At 75.0% G+C, this 19,170-nt stretch carries 19 protein-coding genes and 1 pseudogene; 11 read left to right on the top strand and 9 right to left on the bottom strand.

Going from position 1 to position 19,170, the window contains the following annotated elements; genetic code table 11:
• Positions 1-206: 206 nt before the first annotated feature.
• Positions 207-1,406, top strand: coding sequence for an IS481-like element ISAnsp2 family transposase (locus ANAEK_RS20580; protein ID WP_012528055.1), 1,200 nt, complete (start codon positions 207-209; stop codon positions 1,404-1,406).
• A 300-nt stretch (positions 1,407-1,706) separates the two neighbouring features.
• Here the strand turns inward: ANAEK_RS20580 and ANAEK_RS20575 are convergent, their stop codons facing one another.
• Positions 1,707-2,537, bottom strand: a complete 831-nt coding sequence (locus ANAEK_RS20575) for a glycerophosphodiester phosphodiesterase (protein ID WP_012528054.1) — start codon at positions 2,535-2,537, stop codon at positions 1,707-1,709.
• A gap of 91 nt (positions 2,538-2,628) precedes the next feature.
• On the opposite strand from ANAEK_RS20575, the gene ANAEK_RS20570 reads away from it, so the two are divergent.
• Entirely contained in the window at positions 2,629-3,480 is an 852-nt protein-coding gene (locus ANAEK_RS20570) for an SAM-dependent methyltransferase (RefSeq protein WP_012528053.1), read from the top strand.
• Here ANAEK_RS20570 and ANAEK_RS20565 read toward each other — a convergent pair.
• Complete coding sequence (locus tag ANAEK_RS20565; protein ID WP_012528052.1) at positions 3,477-4,187, bottom strand: Bax inhibitor-1/YccA family protein; 711 nt, start codon at positions 4,185-4,187, stop codon at positions 3,477-3,479. The two genes, ANAEK_RS20570 and ANAEK_RS20565, sit on opposite strands and share 4 nt — an antisense overlap.
• An 82-nt stretch (positions 4,188-4,269) precedes the next feature.
• On the opposite strand from ANAEK_RS20565, the gene ANAEK_RS20560 reads away from it, so the two are divergent.
• Positions 4,270-5,010 (top strand): phosphatase PAP2-related protein, encoded by a 741-nt coding sequence (locus tag ANAEK_RS20560; RefSeq protein WP_012528051.1) that lies wholly within the window; start codon positions 4,270-4,272, stop codon positions 5,008-5,010.
• Between the two features lie 26 nt (positions 5,011-5,036).
• A complete protein-coding gene (locus ANAEK_RS20555) occupies positions 5,037-5,573 on the top strand; it encodes an AAA family ATPase (RefSeq protein WP_012528050.1) in 537 nt (178 codons plus the stop codon).
• 43 nt (positions 5,574-5,616) lie between these two features.
• Here the strand turns inward: ANAEK_RS20555 and ANAEK_RS20550 are convergent, their stop codons facing one another.
• Positions 5,617-7,473, bottom strand: coding sequence for a TRAP transporter large permease subunit (locus ANAEK_RS20550; RefSeq protein WP_232288299.1), 1,857 nt, complete (start codon positions 7,471-7,473; stop codon positions 5,617-5,619).
• An 83-nt stretch (positions 7,474-7,556) separates the two neighbouring features.
• On the opposite strand from ANAEK_RS20550, the gene ANAEK_RS20545 reads away from it, so the two are divergent.
• Positions 7,557-8,468, top strand: a complete 912-nt coding sequence (locus tag ANAEK_RS20545; RefSeq protein WP_232288298.1) for a TRAP transporter TatT component family protein — start codon at positions 7,557-7,559, stop codon at positions 8,466-8,468.
• 15 nt (positions 8,469-8,483) lie between these two features.
• Entirely contained in the window at positions 8,484-9,479 is a 996-nt protein-coding gene (gene dctP / locus ANAEK_RS20540; protein WP_012528047.1) for a TRAP transporter substrate-binding protein DctP, read from the top strand.
• Here dctP and ANAEK_RS20535 read toward each other — a convergent pair whose 3' ends face one another.
• Entirely contained in the window at positions 9,480-10,397 is a 918-nt protein-coding gene (locus ANAEK_RS20535; RefSeq protein ID WP_012528046.1) for a hypothetical protein, read from the bottom strand.
• A gap of 65 nt (positions 10,398-10,462) precedes the next feature.
• On the opposite strand from ANAEK_RS20535, the gene msrP reads away from it, so the two are divergent.
• Both msrP and ANAEK_RS23670 read left to right on the top strand, forming a co-directional pair.
• On the top strand, positions 10,463-11,404 hold the full coding sequence (gene msrP / locus ANAEK_RS20530) for a protein-methionine-sulfoxide reductase catalytic subunit MsrP (RefSeq protein ID WP_012528045.1): 942 nt from the start codon (positions 10,463-10,465) through the stop codon (positions 11,402-11,404).
• A 6-nt stretch (positions 11,405-11,410) separates the two neighbouring features.
• The gene (locus tag ANAEK_RS23670; RefSeq protein WP_085931213.1) at positions 11,411-12,187 is read left to right on the top strand and encodes a sulfite oxidase heme-binding subunit YedZ; all 777 of its coding nucleotides are present in this window, start codon (positions 11,411-11,413) and stop codon (positions 12,185-12,187) included.
• On the opposite strand, the pseudogene ANAEK_RS20520 reads toward ANAEK_RS23670, so the two are convergent.
• A pseudogene (locus ANAEK_RS20520) lies at positions 12,075-12,371 on the bottom strand (response regulator); the annotation flags it as partial. The gene ANAEK_RS23670 and the pseudogene ANAEK_RS20520 sit on opposite strands and share 113 nt — an antisense overlap.
• A 222-nt stretch (positions 12,372-12,593) precedes the next feature.
• On the opposite strand from ANAEK_RS20520, the gene ANAEK_RS20515 reads away from it, so the two are divergent.
• From ANAEK_RS20515 to ANAEK_RS20505, 3 genes are all read left to right on the top strand, one after another.
• Positions 12,594-13,532 (top strand): hypothetical protein, encoded by a 939-nt coding sequence (locus ANAEK_RS20515; protein ID WP_012528043.1) that lies wholly within the window; start codon positions 12,594-12,596, stop codon positions 13,530-13,532.
• 70 nt (positions 13,533-13,602) lie between these two features.
• Positions 13,603-14,238: a uracil-DNA glycosylase family protein gene (locus tag ANAEK_RS20510; RefSeq protein WP_012528042.1), complete on the top strand. Its 636-nt coding sequence runs from the start codon at positions 13,603-13,605 to the stop codon at positions 14,236-14,238.
• Positions 14,235-14,669, top strand: a complete 435-nt coding sequence (locus tag ANAEK_RS20505; RefSeq protein ID WP_012528041.1) for a septal ring lytic transglycosylase RlpA family protein — start codon at positions 14,235-14,237, stop codon at positions 14,667-14,669. The genes ANAEK_RS20510 and ANAEK_RS20505 overlap by 4 nt, the downstream gene beginning before the upstream one ends.
• On the opposite strand, the gene rpe is transcribed toward ANAEK_RS20505, so the two are convergent.
• The 4 genes from rpe to ANAEK_RS20485 all read right to left on the bottom strand — a co-directional run bounded on the left by rpe (position 14,666) and on the right by ANAEK_RS20485 (position 19,015).
• Entirely contained in the window at positions 14,666-15,340 is a 675-nt protein-coding gene (rpe, locus tag ANAEK_RS20500; protein WP_012528040.1) for a ribulose-phosphate 3-epimerase, read from the bottom strand. The two genes, ANAEK_RS20505 and rpe, sit on opposite strands and share 4 nt — an antisense overlap.
• Positions 15,341-15,349: 9 nt before the next feature.
• Positions 15,350-16,717, bottom strand: a complete 1,368-nt coding sequence (locus ANAEK_RS20495) for an RsmB/NOP family class I SAM-dependent RNA methyltransferase (protein ID WP_012528039.1) — start codon at positions 16,715-16,717, stop codon at positions 15,350-15,352.
• Entirely contained in the window at positions 16,717-17,655 is a 939-nt protein-coding gene (gene fmt / locus ANAEK_RS20490) for a methionyl-tRNA formyltransferase (protein WP_012528038.1), read from the bottom strand. Before fmt ends, ANAEK_RS20495 begins: the two co-directional genes overlap by 1 nt.
• Positions 17,656-17,722: 67 nt before the next feature.
• Positions 17,723-19,015, bottom strand: a complete 1,293-nt coding sequence (locus ANAEK_RS20485) for a glycerate kinase (RefSeq protein ID WP_232288297.1) — start codon at positions 19,013-19,015, stop codon at positions 17,723-17,725.
• Positions 19,016-19,170: the final 155 nt, after the last annotated feature.

The raw sequence follows: 19,170 nt of genomic DNA, 5'->3' as shown, positions 1-19,170 counted from the left end.
TTCCCGTTGGGCCGCAAGCAGTCACTCACCGTGACGCGCCGCTCTGGGCTCGACGCGCTCACCATGAGGGAAACTCGGACGGCCAACCAGGGCGGATGCACCTTGCCCCCGCCACCGGTGCTGTACCAGGACATCGCTGACACCTTTTGCGTCAGGACATCGCTGACAGGTTGAGTCGGTGGGTGCCCTGGAAAGAGCTCCGCCCAATGAGCCAGAAGCTCGAGTTCGTCGAGAAGGCGATCGTCCCCGGTGCCAACGTGTCAGCCCTCTGCCGCGACTTCGGCATCTCGCGGCAGACGGCGCACAAGTGGCTCCGACGGTACCGCGACCAGGGCTACCTCGGGCTCGTCGAGAAGAGCCGACGACCTGCCTCGTCGCCACTCGCGACGGCCGAGGACGTGGTCGTCAGCATCATCGAGCTCCGCAGCAAACACGCGAGCTGGGGGCCGCAGAAGATTGCGGGCGTGCTTGCGCGTCGCCTGGGGCCGGATGCCCCAAGTCCCACCACTGTCGCGCGAGTCCTTCGCCGCCTCGGCAAGGTGAAGCGCCGGCGCCCAGCGGCACGAATCTGGTCAGTCGATGGCCGGCCCCGGATCGAGGTGAAGGCCTCTAACGACCTGTGGACGATCGACTTCAAGGGCTGGTGGCGCGCGCTCAACGGCGACAAGTGCGAGCCGCTGACGGTGCGTGACGCGTTCAGCCGAAGAGTACTCGCCGTAGCCCTCGTCCCCGCGACGACGGCCGCTCACGTGAGGCGCGTCCTCGAGCTGCTATTCCGCAAACACGGCCTCCCCAGCGCCATCCAGAGCGACAACGGTAGCCCTTTCATCTGCTCTCGATCACGCGGCGGGTTGACAGTGCTCTCCGCGTGGCTCGTCTCGCTCGGCATCCGCATCGTCCGATCGCGCCCCGGTCACCCGCAGGACAACGGTGGCCACGAGCGCATGCACCGCGACCTCAGCGAGCTCCAGCTTTCGCCCGCTCGCAGCCGCCGCGCCCAGCAGCGCCAGTGCGATCGCTGGATGCTCGACTTCAACCACGTGCGGCCGCACGACGCGCTCGGCGGAAAGACGCCGGCGGAGCTCTACCGGAACTCGACGCGTCGCTCGCTGTCACCGCTGCTGCCAACCTATCCGCCCGAGTGGCTGACACGTCGCGCGAACAAGGCCGGCTACGTCCGAATCAACGGCGACCAGGTGTTTGTTGCGACGGCTCTCGCCCGCCAGCTCATCGGACTACGCCAGGAGTCCGAGTTGCGGTGGTCGGCTCGGTTCTTCGACGTCGACCTGGGCATGATCGAGATCCTGCCGATCGATCACGCGTACCTCGGTGGAACTGTCATGGAGACCGTCACCACCGTTCGTCCCTCGGAGCGTGCGCGAGAACGCATTCCTGTAAGCGCCTGAGGTCTCGTCAACTCACACCTGGGCTGTCAGCGATGTCTTGACTGGTTCCCCCGAACGCCATCCCCGCTTCCCGCCGCGCCTCGCCCGCAAGCAGTCACGCACCGTGAGGCCAGTGCCGTGAAGCAGGCCACCGAACGCCAGCCACGCCTCCCTCAAAGGCCTCTCGCAAGCCGATCCCGCATCGCCGCCCTCGGCCATCCGGGCCCGCCCCGCCAGCCCGCTGCCCGACCTCCAGCTCCTTCTCCGTCGCGGCCGTCTGCCCCCCCGCTCCAGGTTCGACAAGCTCACCTGAGCAGCGCGCTACCTCCCCAACACCCGCGCCGCCACATCGGGCCGATCCGTCACGATCCCATCCACGCCAAGCAGGAGCAGCTCCCGCATCTCCCCAGGATCATCCACCGTCCACACGTGCACCGGAATCCCCAGCCCGTGGAAATGCGCGAGCACCGGCCCGCAAACGACCTCCACGTCCCCCATCCGATGCGGCAGATCGGCGAGGTCGTAGCCGCCCGGACACCCCTCCGCCGCCTGCCCCGACAGCGCCGCCATCACGTGGCACGTCGCCGCCTGCTCCGGCAGGTACCGCGCGCATCCCGGCAAGAGCGCCGCGAGCCGCTCCGCCTGCGCGTCGAAGAACGACCCGACGCACACGCGCTCCTCCGCGCCCGCCGCCCGGATCTCCCGCGCCAGCGCCTCCGCCAGCGCCGCCTCGTCCGGCTTCGCGTCGATGTTGAGCCGCAGCCCCGGATACCGCGCCAGCACCTCCGCCAGCGTCGGCACCTTCACCCCGGCGCCCCGCAGCGGGTGCGCCCCGCCACCATCCGTCGTGAACCCGAACGCCGCGTCCAGCCGCGCCACCTCCTCCAGCGTCCGCCCCTCGATCGTCCCCGGCACGCCGGTGAGCCGCGCCGTGTCGTCGTCGTGGAACACGACCACCGCCCCGTCGGCGGTGCGCCGCACGTCGATCTCGAGCGCGTCCGCGCCGAGCGCCACCGCCCGGTCGAAGGCGACGAGCGTGTTCTCGGGCGCGAGCGCGCTGCCGCCGCGGTGGGCCACCAGCCACGGGCCGGGGCGGGAGAGGTAGGCGCGCGCGGGCGCGCGGTCGGGCGAGGGCGGGGTGGGAGCGGTCACCCGCCGACCTTCGTCCGCCGCGCCGCGCCCGTCAACGCCTCGGGCGTGCCCCGAGGTTCCACGCGCGGCGCCGCCGGGTTAGAACCACGCAATGCGCAGGCAGGTGAAGGGTGAGGCGGTGCGTCGCGAGCTGCTCCCGGGCACGTCCCCGGCGCTGCTGAAGGAGCTGCACCTCCTCACCCGGCAGGGCGACCTCAACGCCGACAGCCTCCGGAAGCTGAAGCAGGTGAACCACCTCGCGAACCTGCTCGCCCCGGCGCTCGACGACGTGCTCGGGCGGTTCGGCGATCCGGTGGTCGTGGACTGCGGGGCCGGCAAGAGCTACCTCGGCTTCATCCTCTACGAGCTGTTCCTCGGGCCCGCCGGCAAGGGCCGGCTGCTCGCCCTCGAGTCGCGCCCCGACCTCGCGAGGTCCGGCGCCGAGCGCGCCGCGCGCCTCGGCTTCGACCGGCTCGCGTTCGTGGAGGCGCCCATCGACGCCGCGCCGGTGCCGGAGCGGGTGAACCTCGTCACCGCGCTCCACGCGTGCGACACCGCCACCGACGACGCGCTCGCGCTCGCCATCCGGCACGGCGCCGACCACGTGGCGGTGGTGCCCTGCTGCCAGGCCGAGGTGGCACGGCAGCTCGACGAGGCGAAGGAGCCCTCGCCGCTGCTCGCGCCGCTGTTCGAGCACGCCTGGCACCGCCGCGAGTTCGGCTCGCACCTCACCAACGTGCTCCGCGCGCTCGCGCTCGAGGCGCACGGCTACAAGGTGACCGTCACCGAGCTCACCGGCTGGGAGCACTCGGTGAAGAACGAGCTCATCCTCGGAAAGAAGGTCCGCGCTGCGTCGCGCGACGCGCAGGCGCGGCTCGACGCGCTGCTCGCGGCCACCGGCGTGCGCCCGAAGCTGCTGCGGACGCTCGCCGGGGCCGGGGCCGGGGACACCGGCCTGAGCTAGCGCCGGTTCCCGAACAGCCGCAGCAGCGACAGGAACAGGTTCACGAAGTCGAGGTACAGCGACAGGGCGCCGCTCACCGGCGCCGCCGCCGCGCCGCCGCCCGCGCGCGCGTACGCGCGGAGCTTCTGGGTGTCGTAGGCGGTGAGGCCGGTGAAGACCAGCACGCCCGCGCACGACACCACCCACGAGACCATGTCGGACCGGAAGAACAGGTTCGCCAGGCTCGCGATCACGATCCCGATGAGCCCCATGAACAGGAAGCTCCCCCAGCCGGTGAGGTCGCGCCGGGTGACCGTGCCGTAGACGCTCATGGCGGCGAACGTGCCGGCGGTGGTGAGGAACGCGATCCCCACCGACGCCCCGGTGTAGACGAGCAGCACCACCGACAGCGTCGCGCCGTTGATCGCGGAGTAGAGCAGGAACAGCCCGCCCGCGGCCGCGGCCGGGAGCCGGTTCACCGCGGCGGAGATCCAGATCACCAACGCCAGCTCGGCGAGGATCAGCCCGTAGAACAGGATCCGGTTCCCGACGATGGCGAGGAGGAGCGTCTCGGAGCTCGCCACCGCGGTCGCGACCAGCGCGGTGACGCCGAGGCCGAGCGTCATCCAGCGGTAGACCGCCGACATGAAGCGGCGCTCGACGTCGGAGGCGCCGCGGACGAGCACCTGCTCGCGGGCCGGGAAGCGGGAAGGGGAGTCGAAGGACATGGACGGATTGTAACCCACGCCGGCGGAGGGCGCCGTGGGTGGCTGGTGCCCCGGCCGCCGGCGTGCTCTATACACCCCCTCCATGGCCGCCCCGTCGCCCCAGCCCGCGCCCGCGCGGCTCGCCCCGTCCGCGAGCGCGCCGCCGCCGGCCGAGGGCGGCTGGCCCGCCCTGCGCGCCGCCTGGGCCGCGGTGCTGCTCGCGCTCGCGCTGCGCCTGGCGAGCTACGCCGCCATGACCGCGGCCGCGGTCTGGAACGAGCTCCGCCCCGCGCCCGCCGCGCTGCCCGACCTCGTGCTCGCGCACGTCCCGTACGTCGAGTGGGTGGCGCGCGGGAACTACGTGCTGTGGCTGGGCATCTACCTGCCGGTGGCGGCGGCGCTGCTCTGGATCTCGCCGCGCACCTTCGTCCGCTACAACGTGACCGGTGCGATCGTGTCGCTGCTGCGCGGCGCCACCATCGCCATGACCGGCCTCGGCGCGCCCGATCCGGCGCGGGCCGGCCCGGGGATCTCCGGGCACGCTCCCTGGGACGCCTACGCGCAGCTCCTCTCGCCGTGGCAGGTGTTCGCGAACGGCTCGATGCGCGCGTACCTCACCAAGGACCTGTTCTTCTCCGGCCACACCGCCACCACGTTCCTGCTCCTGCTCTACGTGTGGCGGTGGCCGCGCCTGCGCTGGCCGGCGCTCGTGGGCCACGTGCTGGTGGTCGCGTCGGTGTTCCTCGCGCACCTGCACTACACCATCGACGTGGCCGGCGCGTACGCCGTGACGCTGGCGGTGTTCGCGCTGCGCGAGGGCTGGCCGGCGCCGCGCGCGCAATGAGCGGCAGGTCGGGAACGGGAGCGGTCATGGTCGACCTGGCAGGCGAAGTCCTCATCCTGACCGGCCCGCCGGGCGCCGGGAAGACCACGACTGCCCGCGCCCTCGCCAGCGAGCCGGGCTCGCCCAAGGTGCACCTCCACGCCGACGACTTCTGGCACTTCATCAAGAATGGCGCGCTCGCGCCGTATCTGCCCGAGTCGCACGAGCAGAACCGGGTGGTGATCGACGTCCTGGCGAAGGTGGCCGAGGGCTATGCCAGGGGCGGGTACTTCGTCGTCCTCGACGGCATCATCGGGCCCTGGTTCCTGCAGCCGTTCAGGGCCCTGTCCGTACCGCTCCACTACCTCGTCCTGCGCCCGGAGCTCGCCGTGGCGATCGAGCGTTGCCGGGACCGCGGCGGTGATGCGCTCGCCGATCCCGAAGCCATCACGGCGCTCTACCGGCAGCTCTCGTCGATGGGGGAGCTCGAGCAGCACGTCCTGCGGACGAACGGACTCGATCGGCTCGCGACGCTGAACGCGGTGATCGCGGCCGTCACCGGCGGAGCATCGCGCCTGGCCTGATCGCCGCCGTGGCGCGTCCCCCCGACCGTGGTCGGGCGCCTCCCTAGTCCCGCGCCAGCAGCTCCACCACGCCGGTGGTGATGGCCGGCAGGTAGGTGATGGCGAGCACGCCCGCGCTCATGATGAGCAGGAACGGGAACGCCTTGCGGTACAGGTACGGCAGCGGCTTGTTGAACCGCGAGGCCGACAGGAACAGGTTGAGCCCCATGGGCGGGAACAGGAAGCCGAGCTCGAGGTTCGCGAGGAACACCACGCCGAGGTGGATGGGCTCGATGCCGTACGCGACGCCGAGCGGCGCGACCAGGGGCGCCAGCACCACGATGGCCGAGTAGATCTCGAGCACGCTGCCGAGCACCAGCAGCACCGCGTTCAGCATGAGCAGGAACAGCGCCGGCGAGTGCACGTGCGCCGTCATCCACTCCACCAGCCGGGTGGGGATCTCCGCGTCCACGAACCAGGAGGTGAGGCCGAGCGCGGTGCCGAGCAGGATCACCACGCTCCCCACCAGCGTGGACGCGTGGACCAGCACCCGCGGCAGGTCGCGCACCGGGCCGATCGAGCGGAACACGAGCAGCTCCACCACCAGCGCGTAGGCGGCCGCGAGCGCGGCGGCCTCCACCACCGTGGCGAACCCGGACCCCACCGCCACGACGACGAGCGTCGGGAGCCCCAGGTCCCACTTCGCGTCCCACAGCGCGGCGAGCGCCTCGCGCGGGTGGAACGCCTGCCGCGGCGCGCGGGAGCGGACGCCCACGATCACGCCGTACGCAGCCACGAGGACGATCATGAGCAGGCCCGGCACCAGGCCGCCGATGAACAGGTGGTCGATGGGCGCCTGCGCCACCACGCCGTACAGGATCACCGGCAGCGAGGGCGGGAACAGCAGGCCCAGCGAGCCGGCGGCCGTGACCAGGCCGACCGAGAAGTCCTCCGGGTAGCCGTCCTCGAGCAGCGCCGGGAGCAGCAGGCCGCCCAGCGCGAGGATGGTGACGCCGGACGCGCCGGTGAAGGTGGTGAACAGCGCGCAGACGAACGTCGCCATCACCGCGACGCCGCCCGGCATCCAGCCGAAGATCCCCTTGTACGCGCGCACCAGCCGGCGCGCCGCGCCGCCCTCGGCGAGCACGTAGCCGGCCGCGGTGAGCAGCGGGATGGCGGGCAGCGTGGCCGACGAGACCAGGTTGAACGTGGCGGTGGGGACCGCGACGATGGCGATCGGGTCGCCCGCGTCGCGGAAGAACAGCACCATGGCGAGGCCCGCCATGGCCACGAACACCGGCGCGCCCAGCAGGAACGCGAGCAGCACCAGGATCGACAGGATCCAGGTGAGCGCGGGGCCGGGCACGGCCGAGCCGAGCAGGAAGGCGCCCGCGGCGATCAGCGCGGCGGCGACGCGCAGCCCCCAGCAGCGGAGCGACTCGCACGGCGCGCCGGCCCGCCACGCGAAGCGCAGCGCCATGATCGCGAAGCCCACCGGCATCACCAGCTGGCTCCAGGCGACCTTGATGCCGAACGCGACCTGCCCGAAGCCGGTCCACTCCACCTTGACCAGCTCGAGCGACGCCCAGGCGAGCAGCGCGGTCACCGCGGCGGAGACCGCCTGGCCGAGGAACCAGGCCGCGGTGCGGGGCCAGCCGACCGGGATGACATCGAGCGTGGACAGGGCGAGGTGGCGTCCGCTCGCGGTGGCGAGCATCGCTCCGAGGAAGCCCACCCAGAGGGTGATGTGCTGCGCGAGCACGGCCGAGCCGGGCAGCTCCCGGCCGAGGAGGCGCCGCGACACGGTGGAGGCGGCCGGCAGCAGGATCATCGTCACGAGCAGGAACGTGACGAGGCCGCGCTCGATGCGCGTGCCCTGCGCTTCCGGATCGCCGTGGCTGGAGATGGTTGGGGCGGTCACGCGAAAGTCGATTGACCCCTCACGGAGGGGCATCTATGAGTACCCACGCTTATCACGATCCCTCCGCGGACGGGCCATCCCGCGTGAACCGTACACACGTCGCCCTCATACTGGCGGTCACGCTGCCGCCGCTCGCCGGGTGCAAGAGCGCCGCGCTCTCCTTCGCGGCGGACGCGATCGCGCAGAGCGGCACCTCCTACGCCTCGGACGACGATCCGGAGCTGGTGCGCGACGCCGTCCCGTTCGGCCTGAAGACGATGGAGGGGATCCTCGAGGAGAACCCCCGGCACGTCGGGCTCCTCACCGCGCTCACCAGCAGCTTCACCCAGTACGGCTACGCGTTCGTGCAGGCGGACGCCGAGCAGGCCGACCTCGACGGCCGCATCGACGCGGCCCGCGCCGGCCGGGCCCGCGCGAAGAAGCTCTTCCTGCGCGCCCGCGAGTACGGGCTGCGCGGGCTGGAGGTCCGCCACGAGAAGCTCTCCCGCCGCCTCCGCGACGGGCGCGACGTGGCGGGCGCGCTCCGGCGCGCCGAGAAGGAGGACGTCCCGCTGCTGTACTGGACCGCCTCCGCCTGGACGCTCGCCATCGTGAACGGCAAGGGCGACATGCAGCTCGTGGCCGAGCTGCCGGTCGCGATCGCGATGATGGAGCGCGCGCTCGAGCTCGACGAGCGCTGGGGCGAGGGGGCGATCCACGAGTTCTTCGTCTCCTACGACGCCACCCGCAGCGCCGCCCAGGGCGGCGGGGCGGGGAGGGCCAGGGCGCACATGGACCGGGCGCTCGCCCTCTCGATGAACAAGAAGCTGGGTCCGCTCGTCTCCTGGGCGGAGGGCGTCCTCGTCCAGCAGCAGGACCGGGCCGAGTTCACGCGCGTCCTCGAGGAGGTCGTGCGCGCCGATCCGGACGCCGAGCCGAAGTACCGGCTCGCCAACATCCTGGCCCAGCGGCGCGCCCGCGCGCTGCTCGACCACGTCGACGATCTGTTCCTCTAGTCCCGGGAGTCCCACGTGAAGAAGCTGCTCCTCGCCGCGCTCCTCGCGGCGCTCGCCCCGGCCGCCCGCGCCCAGAACGTGGTCATCAAGCTCGGCACGCTCGCGCCGCAGGGGTCCACCTGGCACGAGATCCTGAAGGAGATGGCGCAGCGCTGGGAGCAGGCGTCCGGCGGGCAGGTGAGGCTCCGCATCTACGCCGGCGGCGCCCAGGGCAGCGAGGGCGACATGGTCCGGAAGATGGGGATCGGCCAGCTCCAGGGCGCGGCCATCTCCAACGTCGGCATGCACGACGTCATCCCCGAGCCGCAGGCGCTCTCGGTCCCGTTCCTGTTCGAGGACCAGGCGCAGATGGAGTGCGCGTTCGCGAAGATGCGGCCGCAGCTCGAGGCGGCGCTGGAGAAGCGCGGGCTGATCGCGCTGCAGTGGAGCCGCATCGGCGCCATCCACCTGTTCTGCTCCTCGGCGCACCGCTCGCCGGCGGACATGGCGAACGCGAAGATCTGGGCCTGGGAGGGCGACCCGAAGAGCGTGGAGGCGTTCCGCGCGGCCGGGCTGAAGCCGGTGGTGCTCTCGTCGAACGACATCGTCCCCTCGCTGCAGACCGGCATGATCGACTGCATCCCGAACGTGCCGCTGTACGTCCTCACCGCCCGCCTGCACGAGAAGGCGAGCCACATGATGGACCTGCCGTGGAGCTGGATGATGGGCGCGACGCTGGTGCGCAAGGACGCCTGGGAGAAGATCCCGGCGGACACCCGCGCCAAGCTCGTCGCCATCGCCAAGGAGCTGGGCGAGAAGGTGGACCTCGAGGTGAAGCGGCTCAACACCGACGCCGTCACGGCCATGCAGAAGCAGGGGCTGCAGGTGGAGAAGGGCGATCAGGCCGCCTGGCGCACCGCCATGGAGAAGACCTGGCCGGTGGTGCGCGGCGGGGTCGTGCCGGCCGCGTTCTTCGACGAGGTGAAGGGCGCGCGCGACGCGTGCAAGGCCGGCGGCGCGAAGAAGAAGTAGTCAGCGTGCGGCGGCGAAGCGCGCCACCGCGCGGCGCGCCGCGGCGCACCCGAAAATGAGCGTGAGGTGCCCGCGCGGGAAGCGCTCCCGCGCGGCGCCCCAGCGCTCCGCCAGCGCCTCCGCGCCCGGCCGGAGCGCGATCCGGTCCGCCTCGCCGGTCACCACCAGCACCCGCCCCGCGGTGGGCGGCCGCGCGTCCGGCCGGAACGGCGCCAGCATCGCGGCGAGCTCCGGCGCCGGCGGCGGCGGCGCCCCGGCGCGGCGCGCCAGGCCCAGGTAGCGCCGGCCGATCCGCGTCCCCTCGAACACCGCGGCGAGGTCCACGGGCGGCGCCACCAGCGCGGCGAAGTCCGGCGACTCCGGCGCGGTGGCGGCGAGCCCGGCCGCGAGCGCGCCCAGCGAGAGCCCGCAGACGCCGGCCGCGCCACCCTGCGCGCGGGCCAGCGCGACGAGGACGCGGATCTCGAGCACGAGCTGCTCCATCGCGGTCCGCAGGGCCGGGACGTCGGGCGTGACGAACCCCTCGCCGCTCCGCACGCCGGGCGCGGCGCGATGCAGGTGCCGCGGCGGCACCAGCGTCCAGCACGCGAGCCCCTCGGCGGCGAGCGCGCGCTCCCAGCGCGCCACCAGGCCGAGGCGGGGGAGCTTCCACGGCGGCACCAGCACGACCGTCCCGCGGCGCGGGCCCTCCGGCGGCCGCACCACCGCCGCCATCTCGGCGTCGCCCGGGCAGGGCCGCGGCGACGGCGCGCGCCACGGACCGGACGGGCCCGGCGGCGCCGGCAGCGGCGGGAGCGGCCCGAAGCAGTCGAGCGGCGCGCCGTCCGCCCCGCGGAACGGGACCGGGGCGCGGCGGCGCCGGTCCTCGCCCCACATCGCGAGCTCGTCCAGGGCGCCGTGGCAGCGCAGCAGGGGCATCTCCGGGCCATTATGCAACCCGCCGCCGGGCGGCGCGTACCTCCCGGCGGAGAGCGAGGGCGTCGATGGCGCGCTGGCGGCCGGACATGGCGGAGCGGGAGGCGACCCCGGAGGCCCTCTACCTCCGGCGGCGGGAGTTCCTGGCGCTCGGCGCCGCGGGCGCGGTGGGGCTGCTCGTCGCGCGCGGCGCGCGGGCCGGCGAGCCCAGCGGCGCGGCCCTGCAGGTGGCGCGCCGGGTCGACCAGGCCGGCGGCGAGACGCCCACGCCCTGGGACTCGGTCACCGGCTACAACAACTTCTACGAGCTCGGGACCTCCAAGGAGGACCCGTCGCGCAACGCCGGCTCGCTCCGTGCCCGCCCGTGGACCGTCACCATCGCCGGCGAGGTGAAGCGGCCGCAGACGCTCGACGTGGACGCGCTCGTCCGCATGTTCCCGCCGGAGGAGCGCGTCTACCGGATGCGCTGCGTGGAGGCCTGGTCCATGGTGATCCCGTGGGTGGGCTTCCCGCTCGCCGACCTGGTGCGCCGCCTCGAGCCGACCTCCCGCGCGAAGTACGTCGCGTTCCAGACGCTGCTCGATCGCGACCAGCTCCCCGGCCAGCGCCGCCCGGTGCTGCCGTGGCCGTACGTGGAGGCGCTCCGCATCGACGAGGCCACCCACCCGCTCGCGCTGCTCGCCGTCGGGCTCTACGGCCGCGCGCTGCCCGGGCAGAACGGCGCGCCGCTCCGGCTGGTGGTGCCGTGGAAGTACGGGTTCAAGGGCGCGAAGTCGATCGTGCGGATCACCTTCCTCGCCGACCGGCCGCACACGACCTGGAACGACGCCGCGCCGGACGAGTACGGCTTCTACGCGAACGTGAACCCCGAGGTGGACCACCCGCGCTGGAGCCAGGCGCGCGAGCGGCGCATCGGCGAGTTCTTCCGCCGCAAGACGCTGCCGTTCAACGGCTACGCCGCCGAGGTCGCGCCGCTCTACGCCGGCCTCGACCTGCGCAAGAACTACTGACCCGCCGTGACGCGCGCCCGCATCCGCCTCCTGAAGGCGCTCACCTTCGCGGCCTGCTGCCTCCCGCTCGCGAAGCTCGCCTGGGACGCGTTCACCGGCGGGCTGGGCGCGAACCCCATCGAGGCGGTGCTCAACCGGCTCGGCTTCTGGACGCTGACGCTGCTCACGCTCTCGCTCGTGCCCACGCCGGCGCACGACCTCCTCGGCCTCGCCTGGCCGGTGCGGGTGCGGCGCATGCTCGGCCTGTTCACGTTCGCGTACGCCACGCTGCACCTGTGCTGGTACGTGGGCGTGGACCAGTTCTTCGACCTGCACGTGCTCGCGAAGGACGTGCTGAAGCGGAAGTTCATGGCGGTCGGGTTCGTCGCCTGGCTGCTGCTCGTGCCGCTCGCGGTCACGTCCACCGACCGCTGGGTCCGGCGCCTCGGGTACGCGCGCTGGAAGCGGCTGCACCGGCTGGTCTACGCCGTGGCCGCGCTCGGCGTGGTGCACTTCGTCTGGCGCGTGAAGGCGGACGCGCTGCGCCCGTACGTGTTCGCGACGATCCTGGCGGCGCTGCTCGGGGCGCGCGCGGCGGCGCGCGCCCGCGCCGAGGTCAGCAGAGCCGGTGCACCGCGTCCACGAAGCTCGCCAGGTCGAACGGCTTCGGGAGGAATGCCTCGGCGGCCAGGTTGGCGACGGCGCGGCTGTCGCCGCCGTGGCCCGCCGAGAGCACGAGCACGGGGATCGCGGAGAGGCGCGGATCCTCGCGCTGGACCGAGCGGAACGCCCAGCCGTCCATGATCGGCATCATCAGGTCGAGCACGATCAGGTTGGGCGGTTGATCGACCGCGGCGAGCCGGTCCAGCGCCTCCGCGCCGTTCGAGGCGCAGCTGACCGCGTAGCCCTCTTCCTGCAGCAGCTCGGCGATCGTTTCCCGGATGGCGACGTCGTCTTCGACGACGAGGATGCGAGCGGGGGAAGCCATGTTCGCCCGTACTCTGAGCACGGCGGCCCGTAGAGGGAACCCCCTGAGCGCTCGGCCGTGCACCGGGCGCTGCGTCCCGGCAGGGCCCGAACGAACGGGGGCGCGTGGGCGCGCCGGTCGTACCGAGGGTCCGGTTCCGCCGCCCCCGCGCGTGAATCCGGGGCGGGGGTCGGGCGCAGCGTTGACACCCGCCGGAACCGGGCGATAAACGCAGCGAACGCCATGCCAAACGAGAACGAGCCATCCACCGCTTCGGGTGCCGTCTATGGCAGGGCGTCGCCGCCCAGGATCGGGCTGCCCGAGCGCGGCGTGGTCATCGGGCTGCGCTGGAGCGGGATCGAGGGCGCCGGCAACCAGATCCTCGCCGCCAAGATCGAGTGCGAGCCGGAGCGGGCGCGCCTGACGCGCCTGTGGCGCCCGTTCACCGACGCGCCCGGCCGCCGCGACGTGCAGGCGCGCTTCGCCGCCTGGCTGGCGGAGGAGACGCGCTGGGCCGAGGGGCGCCTCACCCTGGGCGTGGACTTCGCGCTCTCGCTCTCCGAGACCCACCTGCGCCAGCTCGGCCTGCTGCGGCAGGCCATCCGCGGCCCGGCGGTGCTGGGCCGCAACCTCGAGGAGCGCTTCCTCGGGCAGGGCGGCGACTTCTCCGAGGGCGCGGCGCGGCTGCGCGCGGAGCTCGGGAAGGACCGCCCGCGCTTCACCGACTGCTACCGCGCCGAGCCGGCCACCCCCACCAGCGCGCGCGCGTTCCGGCAGACCTTCTTCGGCCTGTGCACCATGGCCCGCGCCACCGCCGCCTTCCTGCCCTGGGATCCGCCGGCCGCCGGCAAGCCGCTCGTGGTCGAGGTGCGCCCGGGCCACGTGGCGCGCGCGATGTGCGGGGTGTGCACGTACCGCGACGACGAGCGCGACGGCGTCGCGCGCTCCTCCACCCGCGCGAAGATCCTCCGCACGCTGCGCCACGCCGCCAAGCTCGAGTTCGAGATGGAGCAGGCGGCGCAGATCGTCGAGGACGGCGACGGCGAGCACCTCGACGCGGTGCTGTCGGCCACCGCCGCCGCGGCCGCCTGGCACTTCGGGTTCGTGGGCGTGCCCGCGAACGTCCCGCGCTGCGAGGGCTGGATCCACTCGGTGCGCGAGGAGCCCTGGCGCGAGGGGTAGCAGACGCACGCACGCCTGCGCACCCGGGCCGGTTGGCGCGCGGCCGCCGTGCGGGTAGGCTCGGCCCCCCGTGCCGCGCCCCCCGAAGACCGTCACCGCGCTCGAGGCGGTGCTCCGCGACGTGGCGGCGTTCCGGCCGCGCGGCTTCGGCCCGCCCATCCACGGCCCGCCGGTGGCGAGCCGGATCTTCCTCATCGGCCAGGCGCCCGGGCCGCACGAGGCGCGCTTCGGCCGCCCGTTCGCGTGGACCGCGGGCAAGACGCTGTTCCGCTGGCTGGAGCGCGCCACCGGCGCCGGCGAGGAGCTGGTCCGCGAGCGCGTCTACATCTCCGCCGTGGTGCGATGCTTCCCCGGCAAGGCGCCGGGCGGCGGCGACCGCGTGCCCACGCCCGACGAGTGCGCGCTGTGGCGGGGTTTCGTCCGGCGGGAGGTGGAGATCCTCCGGCCTCGGCTGGTGATCCCGGTCGGTCGCCTCGCCATCCAGGAGGTGCTCGGCCACACGGAGCCCATCGCGGCCGTGGTCGGGCGCACGCTGCGTGCGTACTTCCACGGCGTGAAGACCGACGTGATCCCGCTGCCGCACCCGTCGGGTGCCTCGACCTGGTTCAAGATGGAGCCGGGCCGGACGCTGCTCGAGGAGGCGCTGACGCTCATCGCGGACCACCCCGAGGTGCAGCGCACCTTCCGAGGGAGGCGCACCGCGTGAGCGGGCGCGCGCTCCGCGCGGCGGCGGTGGCGCTCTGCGCCGCGGCCGCCTGCGCGCACGGACCCGCGCGCGAGGCCGGCGGCGGTCCCGGCGGCGGCGAGCCGGCCCGCGCCGCCGAGGCGCCCGCGCGATCGGGCGAGCAGGTCGGCCTCGCGAGCTACTACGGCAAGCGGCACCACGGGCGGCGGACCGCCAGCGGCAGCCGCTTCGACATGCACGCCATGACCTGCGCGCACCGGACCGCGCCGTTCGGCACGCGCCTCAAGGTGACGTCGCTCGAGTCCGGCAAGAGCGTGGTGGTGAAGGTCACCGACCGCGGCCCGTTCGCCGGCGGCCGGGTGGTGGACCTGTCCTACGCGGCGGCCCGCAAGCTCGGCATGGTCGAGGACGGCGTGGTGCGCGTCCGGGTCGAGCCGGTCGAGGACGACTAGCCGCGGCCGCGCTCCGCGGCGGCGCGGATGCCCGCGATGGCCTGGCGGTAGTCCGGCGCACCGAACACGGCCGTGCCGGCGACGAGCACGTTCGCGCCCGCGGCCGCCACCTTGGCGGCGGTCTCCGGCTTCACGCCGCCGTCCACCTCGATCTCGAGCGCCAGCCCGCGCGCGTCCGCCATGGCCCGCAGGCGGCGGACCTTCTCGGTGCAGGCCTCGATGTACTTCTGCCCGCCGAAGCCCGGGTTGACGGTCATGACGAGCACCATCTCGCAGTCGCCGAGCACGTACTCGACGGCGGTGAGGTCGGTGGACGGGTTGAGCGCCACCGCCGGGCGCGCGCCCGCGGCGCGGATGGCCTGCAGCGTGCGGTGGAGGTGCGGCGAGACCTCGGCGTGCACCGAGACGAGGTCGGCGCCCGCCTTCGCGAACGCCTCCACGTACTTCTCCGGCTCGACGATCATGAGGTGCGCGTCCACCGGGAGCTTCGTGACCTTGCGCACCGCCTCCACCACCAGCGGGCCGATGGTGATGTTCGGCACGAACCGGCCGTCCATCACGTCCACGTGGATCACGTCGGCGCCGGCGGCCTCGACCGCGCGGACCTCCTCGGCGAGCCGGCCGAAGTCGGCGGAGAGGATCGACGGGGCGATGCGGATGGGCAGGGGCATGGGGCGATCCTAGTCGCTGGAGGGCACGTCCCGCACCAGCCGCGCGGCGTAGAAGCCGTCGGTCCCGTGGCGGCTCGGGAGGGTGAGGAGATCGCCCCGCGCGTCGAGCACGTCGGCCGGGAAGCCGGCGGGCGGCGGGGCGCGGCGGAAGCCCTCGCCGAGCAGCGTCTCGACCACCTCCGGCCCCTCGGCGCGGGAGAGCGAGCAGATCGAGTAGACGACCGGCGCGCCGGGCCGGGCGTAGCGCGCCGCGTTCAGGGCGATCTTGCGCTGGAGCGCGGCCATGCGCGGCAGGTCCCCGGGCGCGCGGCGCAGCTTCAGCTCGGGGTGGCGCCGGAGCGTGCCGAGGCCGGCGCAGGGCGCGTCCACCAGCACCGCGTCGAAGCTCCCGGGCTCGAGCCCGGGGATGGGCTTCCCGGCGTCGGCGCAGACCACCCGGACCGCCGCGAGCCCGCGGCGGGCGGCCTCGCGCGCCAGCTCGTCGGCCTTGCGCGGGTGGAGCTCGATCGCGACCACCTCGGCGCCGGGCCCGAGCAGCTCGGCGAGGTGGAACGCCTTGCCGCCCGGCGCGGCGCAGGCGTCGAGCACGCGGGCAGGCCGGCCGGCCAGGTCGCCCGCCGCGAGGAGCGTCACGAGCTGGGCGGCCTCGTCCTGCACCTGGAACGGCACGCCGCCGGCCGCGCGGGCCAGCTCGCCGACCGACGCGCCGGTGAGCACCACCCCGCCCGGCGCGCGGGCGGCCGGCGCCGCGGCGAGGCCGGCGGCGCGGGCGCGCGCGAGCAGCGCCTCGCGATCCGGCGTGCGCACGCACAGCGGGGCGGGCGCGTTCATGGCCCGGGCGAGCGCCAGCGCCTCGCCGGCGCCCAGCCAGCCCACCCACTCCTCCGCCACCCAGCGCGGCAGCGCCTCGGCCGCGGCGACGTGGCCGGCCGGGTCCGCCTCGAGCGCCGGCGGGTCCGGGAAGCGCGCCGCGCGCGACAGCGACCGGAGGACCGCGTTCACGTACCCGGCGGCGCGGCCGTGGTCCACCGCCTTCGCGAGCGCCACCGTCTCGCCGACGGCGGCGTGCGCGGGCGTGCCGAGCACGAGCAGCTGGTAGGCGCCGAGCCGCAGCGCCACGCGCGCGGCCGGGTCCAGCTCGGCGAGCGGGCGGCGGGAGTGCGGCGCCAGCGCGGCGTCGAGCGCGAGCGCCCGCCGCAGGGTCCCGTAGACCAGCTCGGTGGCGAGCCCCGCCTCGCGTGGATCGAGCGCGCCGGCCGCGCCGAGCGCGGCGTCGAGCGCGCGCGACGCGTACGCGCCGCCCTCCTCGACGCGCCGGAGCACGTCGAACGCGATGCCGCGCGCGCCCGCGGCCGGGTTCGTGGGGCGGCCGGCCATCAGGTGCCCAGCCGGAAGCGCTTCCTGCGCAGGCCGTTCGCGAGGTCGAGCGCCGACTGCGCCGGCCTGCCCTCGAGCTGCACGCGCGTGACGAGCAGCGCGGTGCCGCCGCCGCACGCGACCGCCAGCCCGCGCCCGGGGACCACCTCGGCCTCGCCGGGCTCGCCCGCGGGCGCCTCCGCGTCCGCGCCCGGCCGCGCCTCCAGCACCTTCAGCGTGCGGCCCTCCAGCGTGGTGAACGCGCCGGGCCAGGGCGTGAAGCCGCGCAGCCGGTCGGAGACGCGGCGCGCCGGGCTGGTCCAGGCGATGCGCCCGTCCTCCTTCTCGAGGATGCGCGCCAGGGTGGCCTGCGCCGCGTCCTGGCGCACCGGCACGATCGCGCCGGCCTCGAGCAGGCGGAGCGCCTCGACCAGCGCCTCGCCGCCCAGCGCCGCCAGCCGCGGCGCCAGCGTCTCCGAGGTGTCGTCCTCGCGGATCTCGAGCGCGCGCTGCAGCAGGACGTCGCCGGTGTCGAGCCCCTCGTCCATCTGCATGATGGTGACGCCGGTCTCGCGCTCGCCCTCGGCCACCGCCCACTGGATGGGCGCCGCGCCGCGCCAGCGCGGGAGCAGCGAGCCGTGCACGTTGATGGCGCCGTGCGGGGCGAGCGTGAGCAGGTCCTTGCCCAGGATCCGGCCGTAGGCGGCGACCACCAGCGCGTCGGGCGCGAGCGCCCGCAGCGCGGCGGCGAGCGTCCCGTCGCGGACCTTCTCCGGCTGGAGCACCGGGACGCCGCGCGCGCGCGCCCAGGCCTTGGTGGCCGGCTCGCGCAGCGCCTGGCCGCGGCCGGCCGGGCGGTCGGGCTGCGCCACCACGGTCACGAGCGCGTGGCCGGCCCAGTCCAGCGCGTCGAGCGCGGCGACCGCGAAGGCGGGGGTGCCGAGGAAGGCGATGCGCATGGCCGCCCCTGTATACGCGGGCGAGGGCGCGAGATCGAGCGCCAACCGGACGCGGCCGGACCCGCCCTCACTCCACCGCGACCAGCACCAGGTCGCACAGGTGCGTCCCGGTCTCGAAGCGCGGGATGGCGGCGCCGAGCGCCACGGCGGCGGGGCCGGAGCGGGCCTCGGCGAGCGCCCGCGCCAGGTCGATCCCGCGGCGCGCGGCCTCCCCCGCGCTCTCGCCGTCCACCACCGCGCCGGCCTGCCCGGTGGGACCGTCGCGCCCGTCCGAGCCGGCCGCGAGCAGCGCCGCCGGGAGGCCGTCCAGCCCGGCGGCGGCGAGGAGCGCCAGGTGCTGCGCCCGCCCGCCCTCGGGCGCGGCCGCGGCGGCGGGGACGCGGATGGTGGGCTCGCCGCCGAGCGCGAGCAGCCGGGGCCCGCGGGCGCCGGGACGGCCCGCCCGCTCGCGCGCCCAGAGCGCCAGCCGCGCCGCGACCGACACCACGTCGCCGGTGAGCGGGACGGGGTCGACCGCCGCCTCCATGCCCATCCCGCGCGCCACCTCCGCGGCGGCGCGCGCCAGGTCCACCGGGCCGGCCAGCAGCCGGTGCTGCACGCCGGCGAGGCGCGGGTCGCCGGGCTTCGGCGTCTCCGGCAGCGCGCCGCGCGCGCCCGCCTCGAGCCGCGCCCGCACCGGGTCCGGCAGCGCCGCGCCCGCGCCGTGCACCGCCGCGAGCGCCTCGCCGAACGTGCTCGGATCCGGCGCGAGCGGGCCGGAGGCGATCACCGAGAGGTCGTCGCCGGGCACGTCGGAGAGCACCAGCACGCGGACGTCGGCGGGCGCGAGCCGCGCGCCGAGCTGGCCGCCCTTCAGCCGCGAGAGGTGCTTGCGCACCGCGTTCAGCGCCTGGATGGTGAGCCCGGCGCGCATGAGCGCGGCGATCGCCTCCGCCTTCTCCTCCGCCGCGACGCCCTCCGCGGGCGCCACCGCCAGCGCGCTGCCGCCGCCGGAGAGCAAGACCAGCGCCGGCGCGCCGCCGCCCGCGCCCGCCCAGTCGAGGAGCGCCCGCCCCGCCTCGAGCGAGCCGGCGGTGGGCCGCGGGTGGCCTGCGGCGATGCAGCGGGCGCCCGGCGCCATCGGCGGCCGCGCGCCCTCGGGCAGCACGCAGAGCGGATCGCGCGCGCGCCCGCGGAGCGTGGCCAGCGCCGCCTCCAGCATGGGCGCGGCGGCCTTGCCGAGCGCCGCGACGCGCACCGGACCGGGCGGGAGCGCCTCGCGCGCCAGCGCCTCCGTCACCAGCCGCGCGGCGGCGGTGCGCGCCAGGGCGGCGCGGTACACCGCCTCGCAGGCGGCCGCGAGCGGCCTGCGCGCGCTCACGCGCGGCGCCCTCCGGGCGGTCCGCCCTGCGCACACCTTGTCCCCGCCGCGCCGACATGGAGCGGCCGCGCCGCGTTGCGGGGGGTCGCTCGCGCGGTAGAATCGCCCGGCCCGGTCGGCGTCCAGGCGGGCCCAGGCGGAAAGGGGAACGCACG

The organism is Anaeromyxobacter sp. K (assembly GCF_000020805.1).
Taxonomy (GTDB): domain Bacteria; phylum Myxococcota; class Myxococcia; order Myxococcales; family Anaeromyxobacteraceae; genus Anaeromyxobacter; species Anaeromyxobacter dehalogenans.
This window is presented reverse-complemented; position numbering and strand designations above follow the sequence as displayed.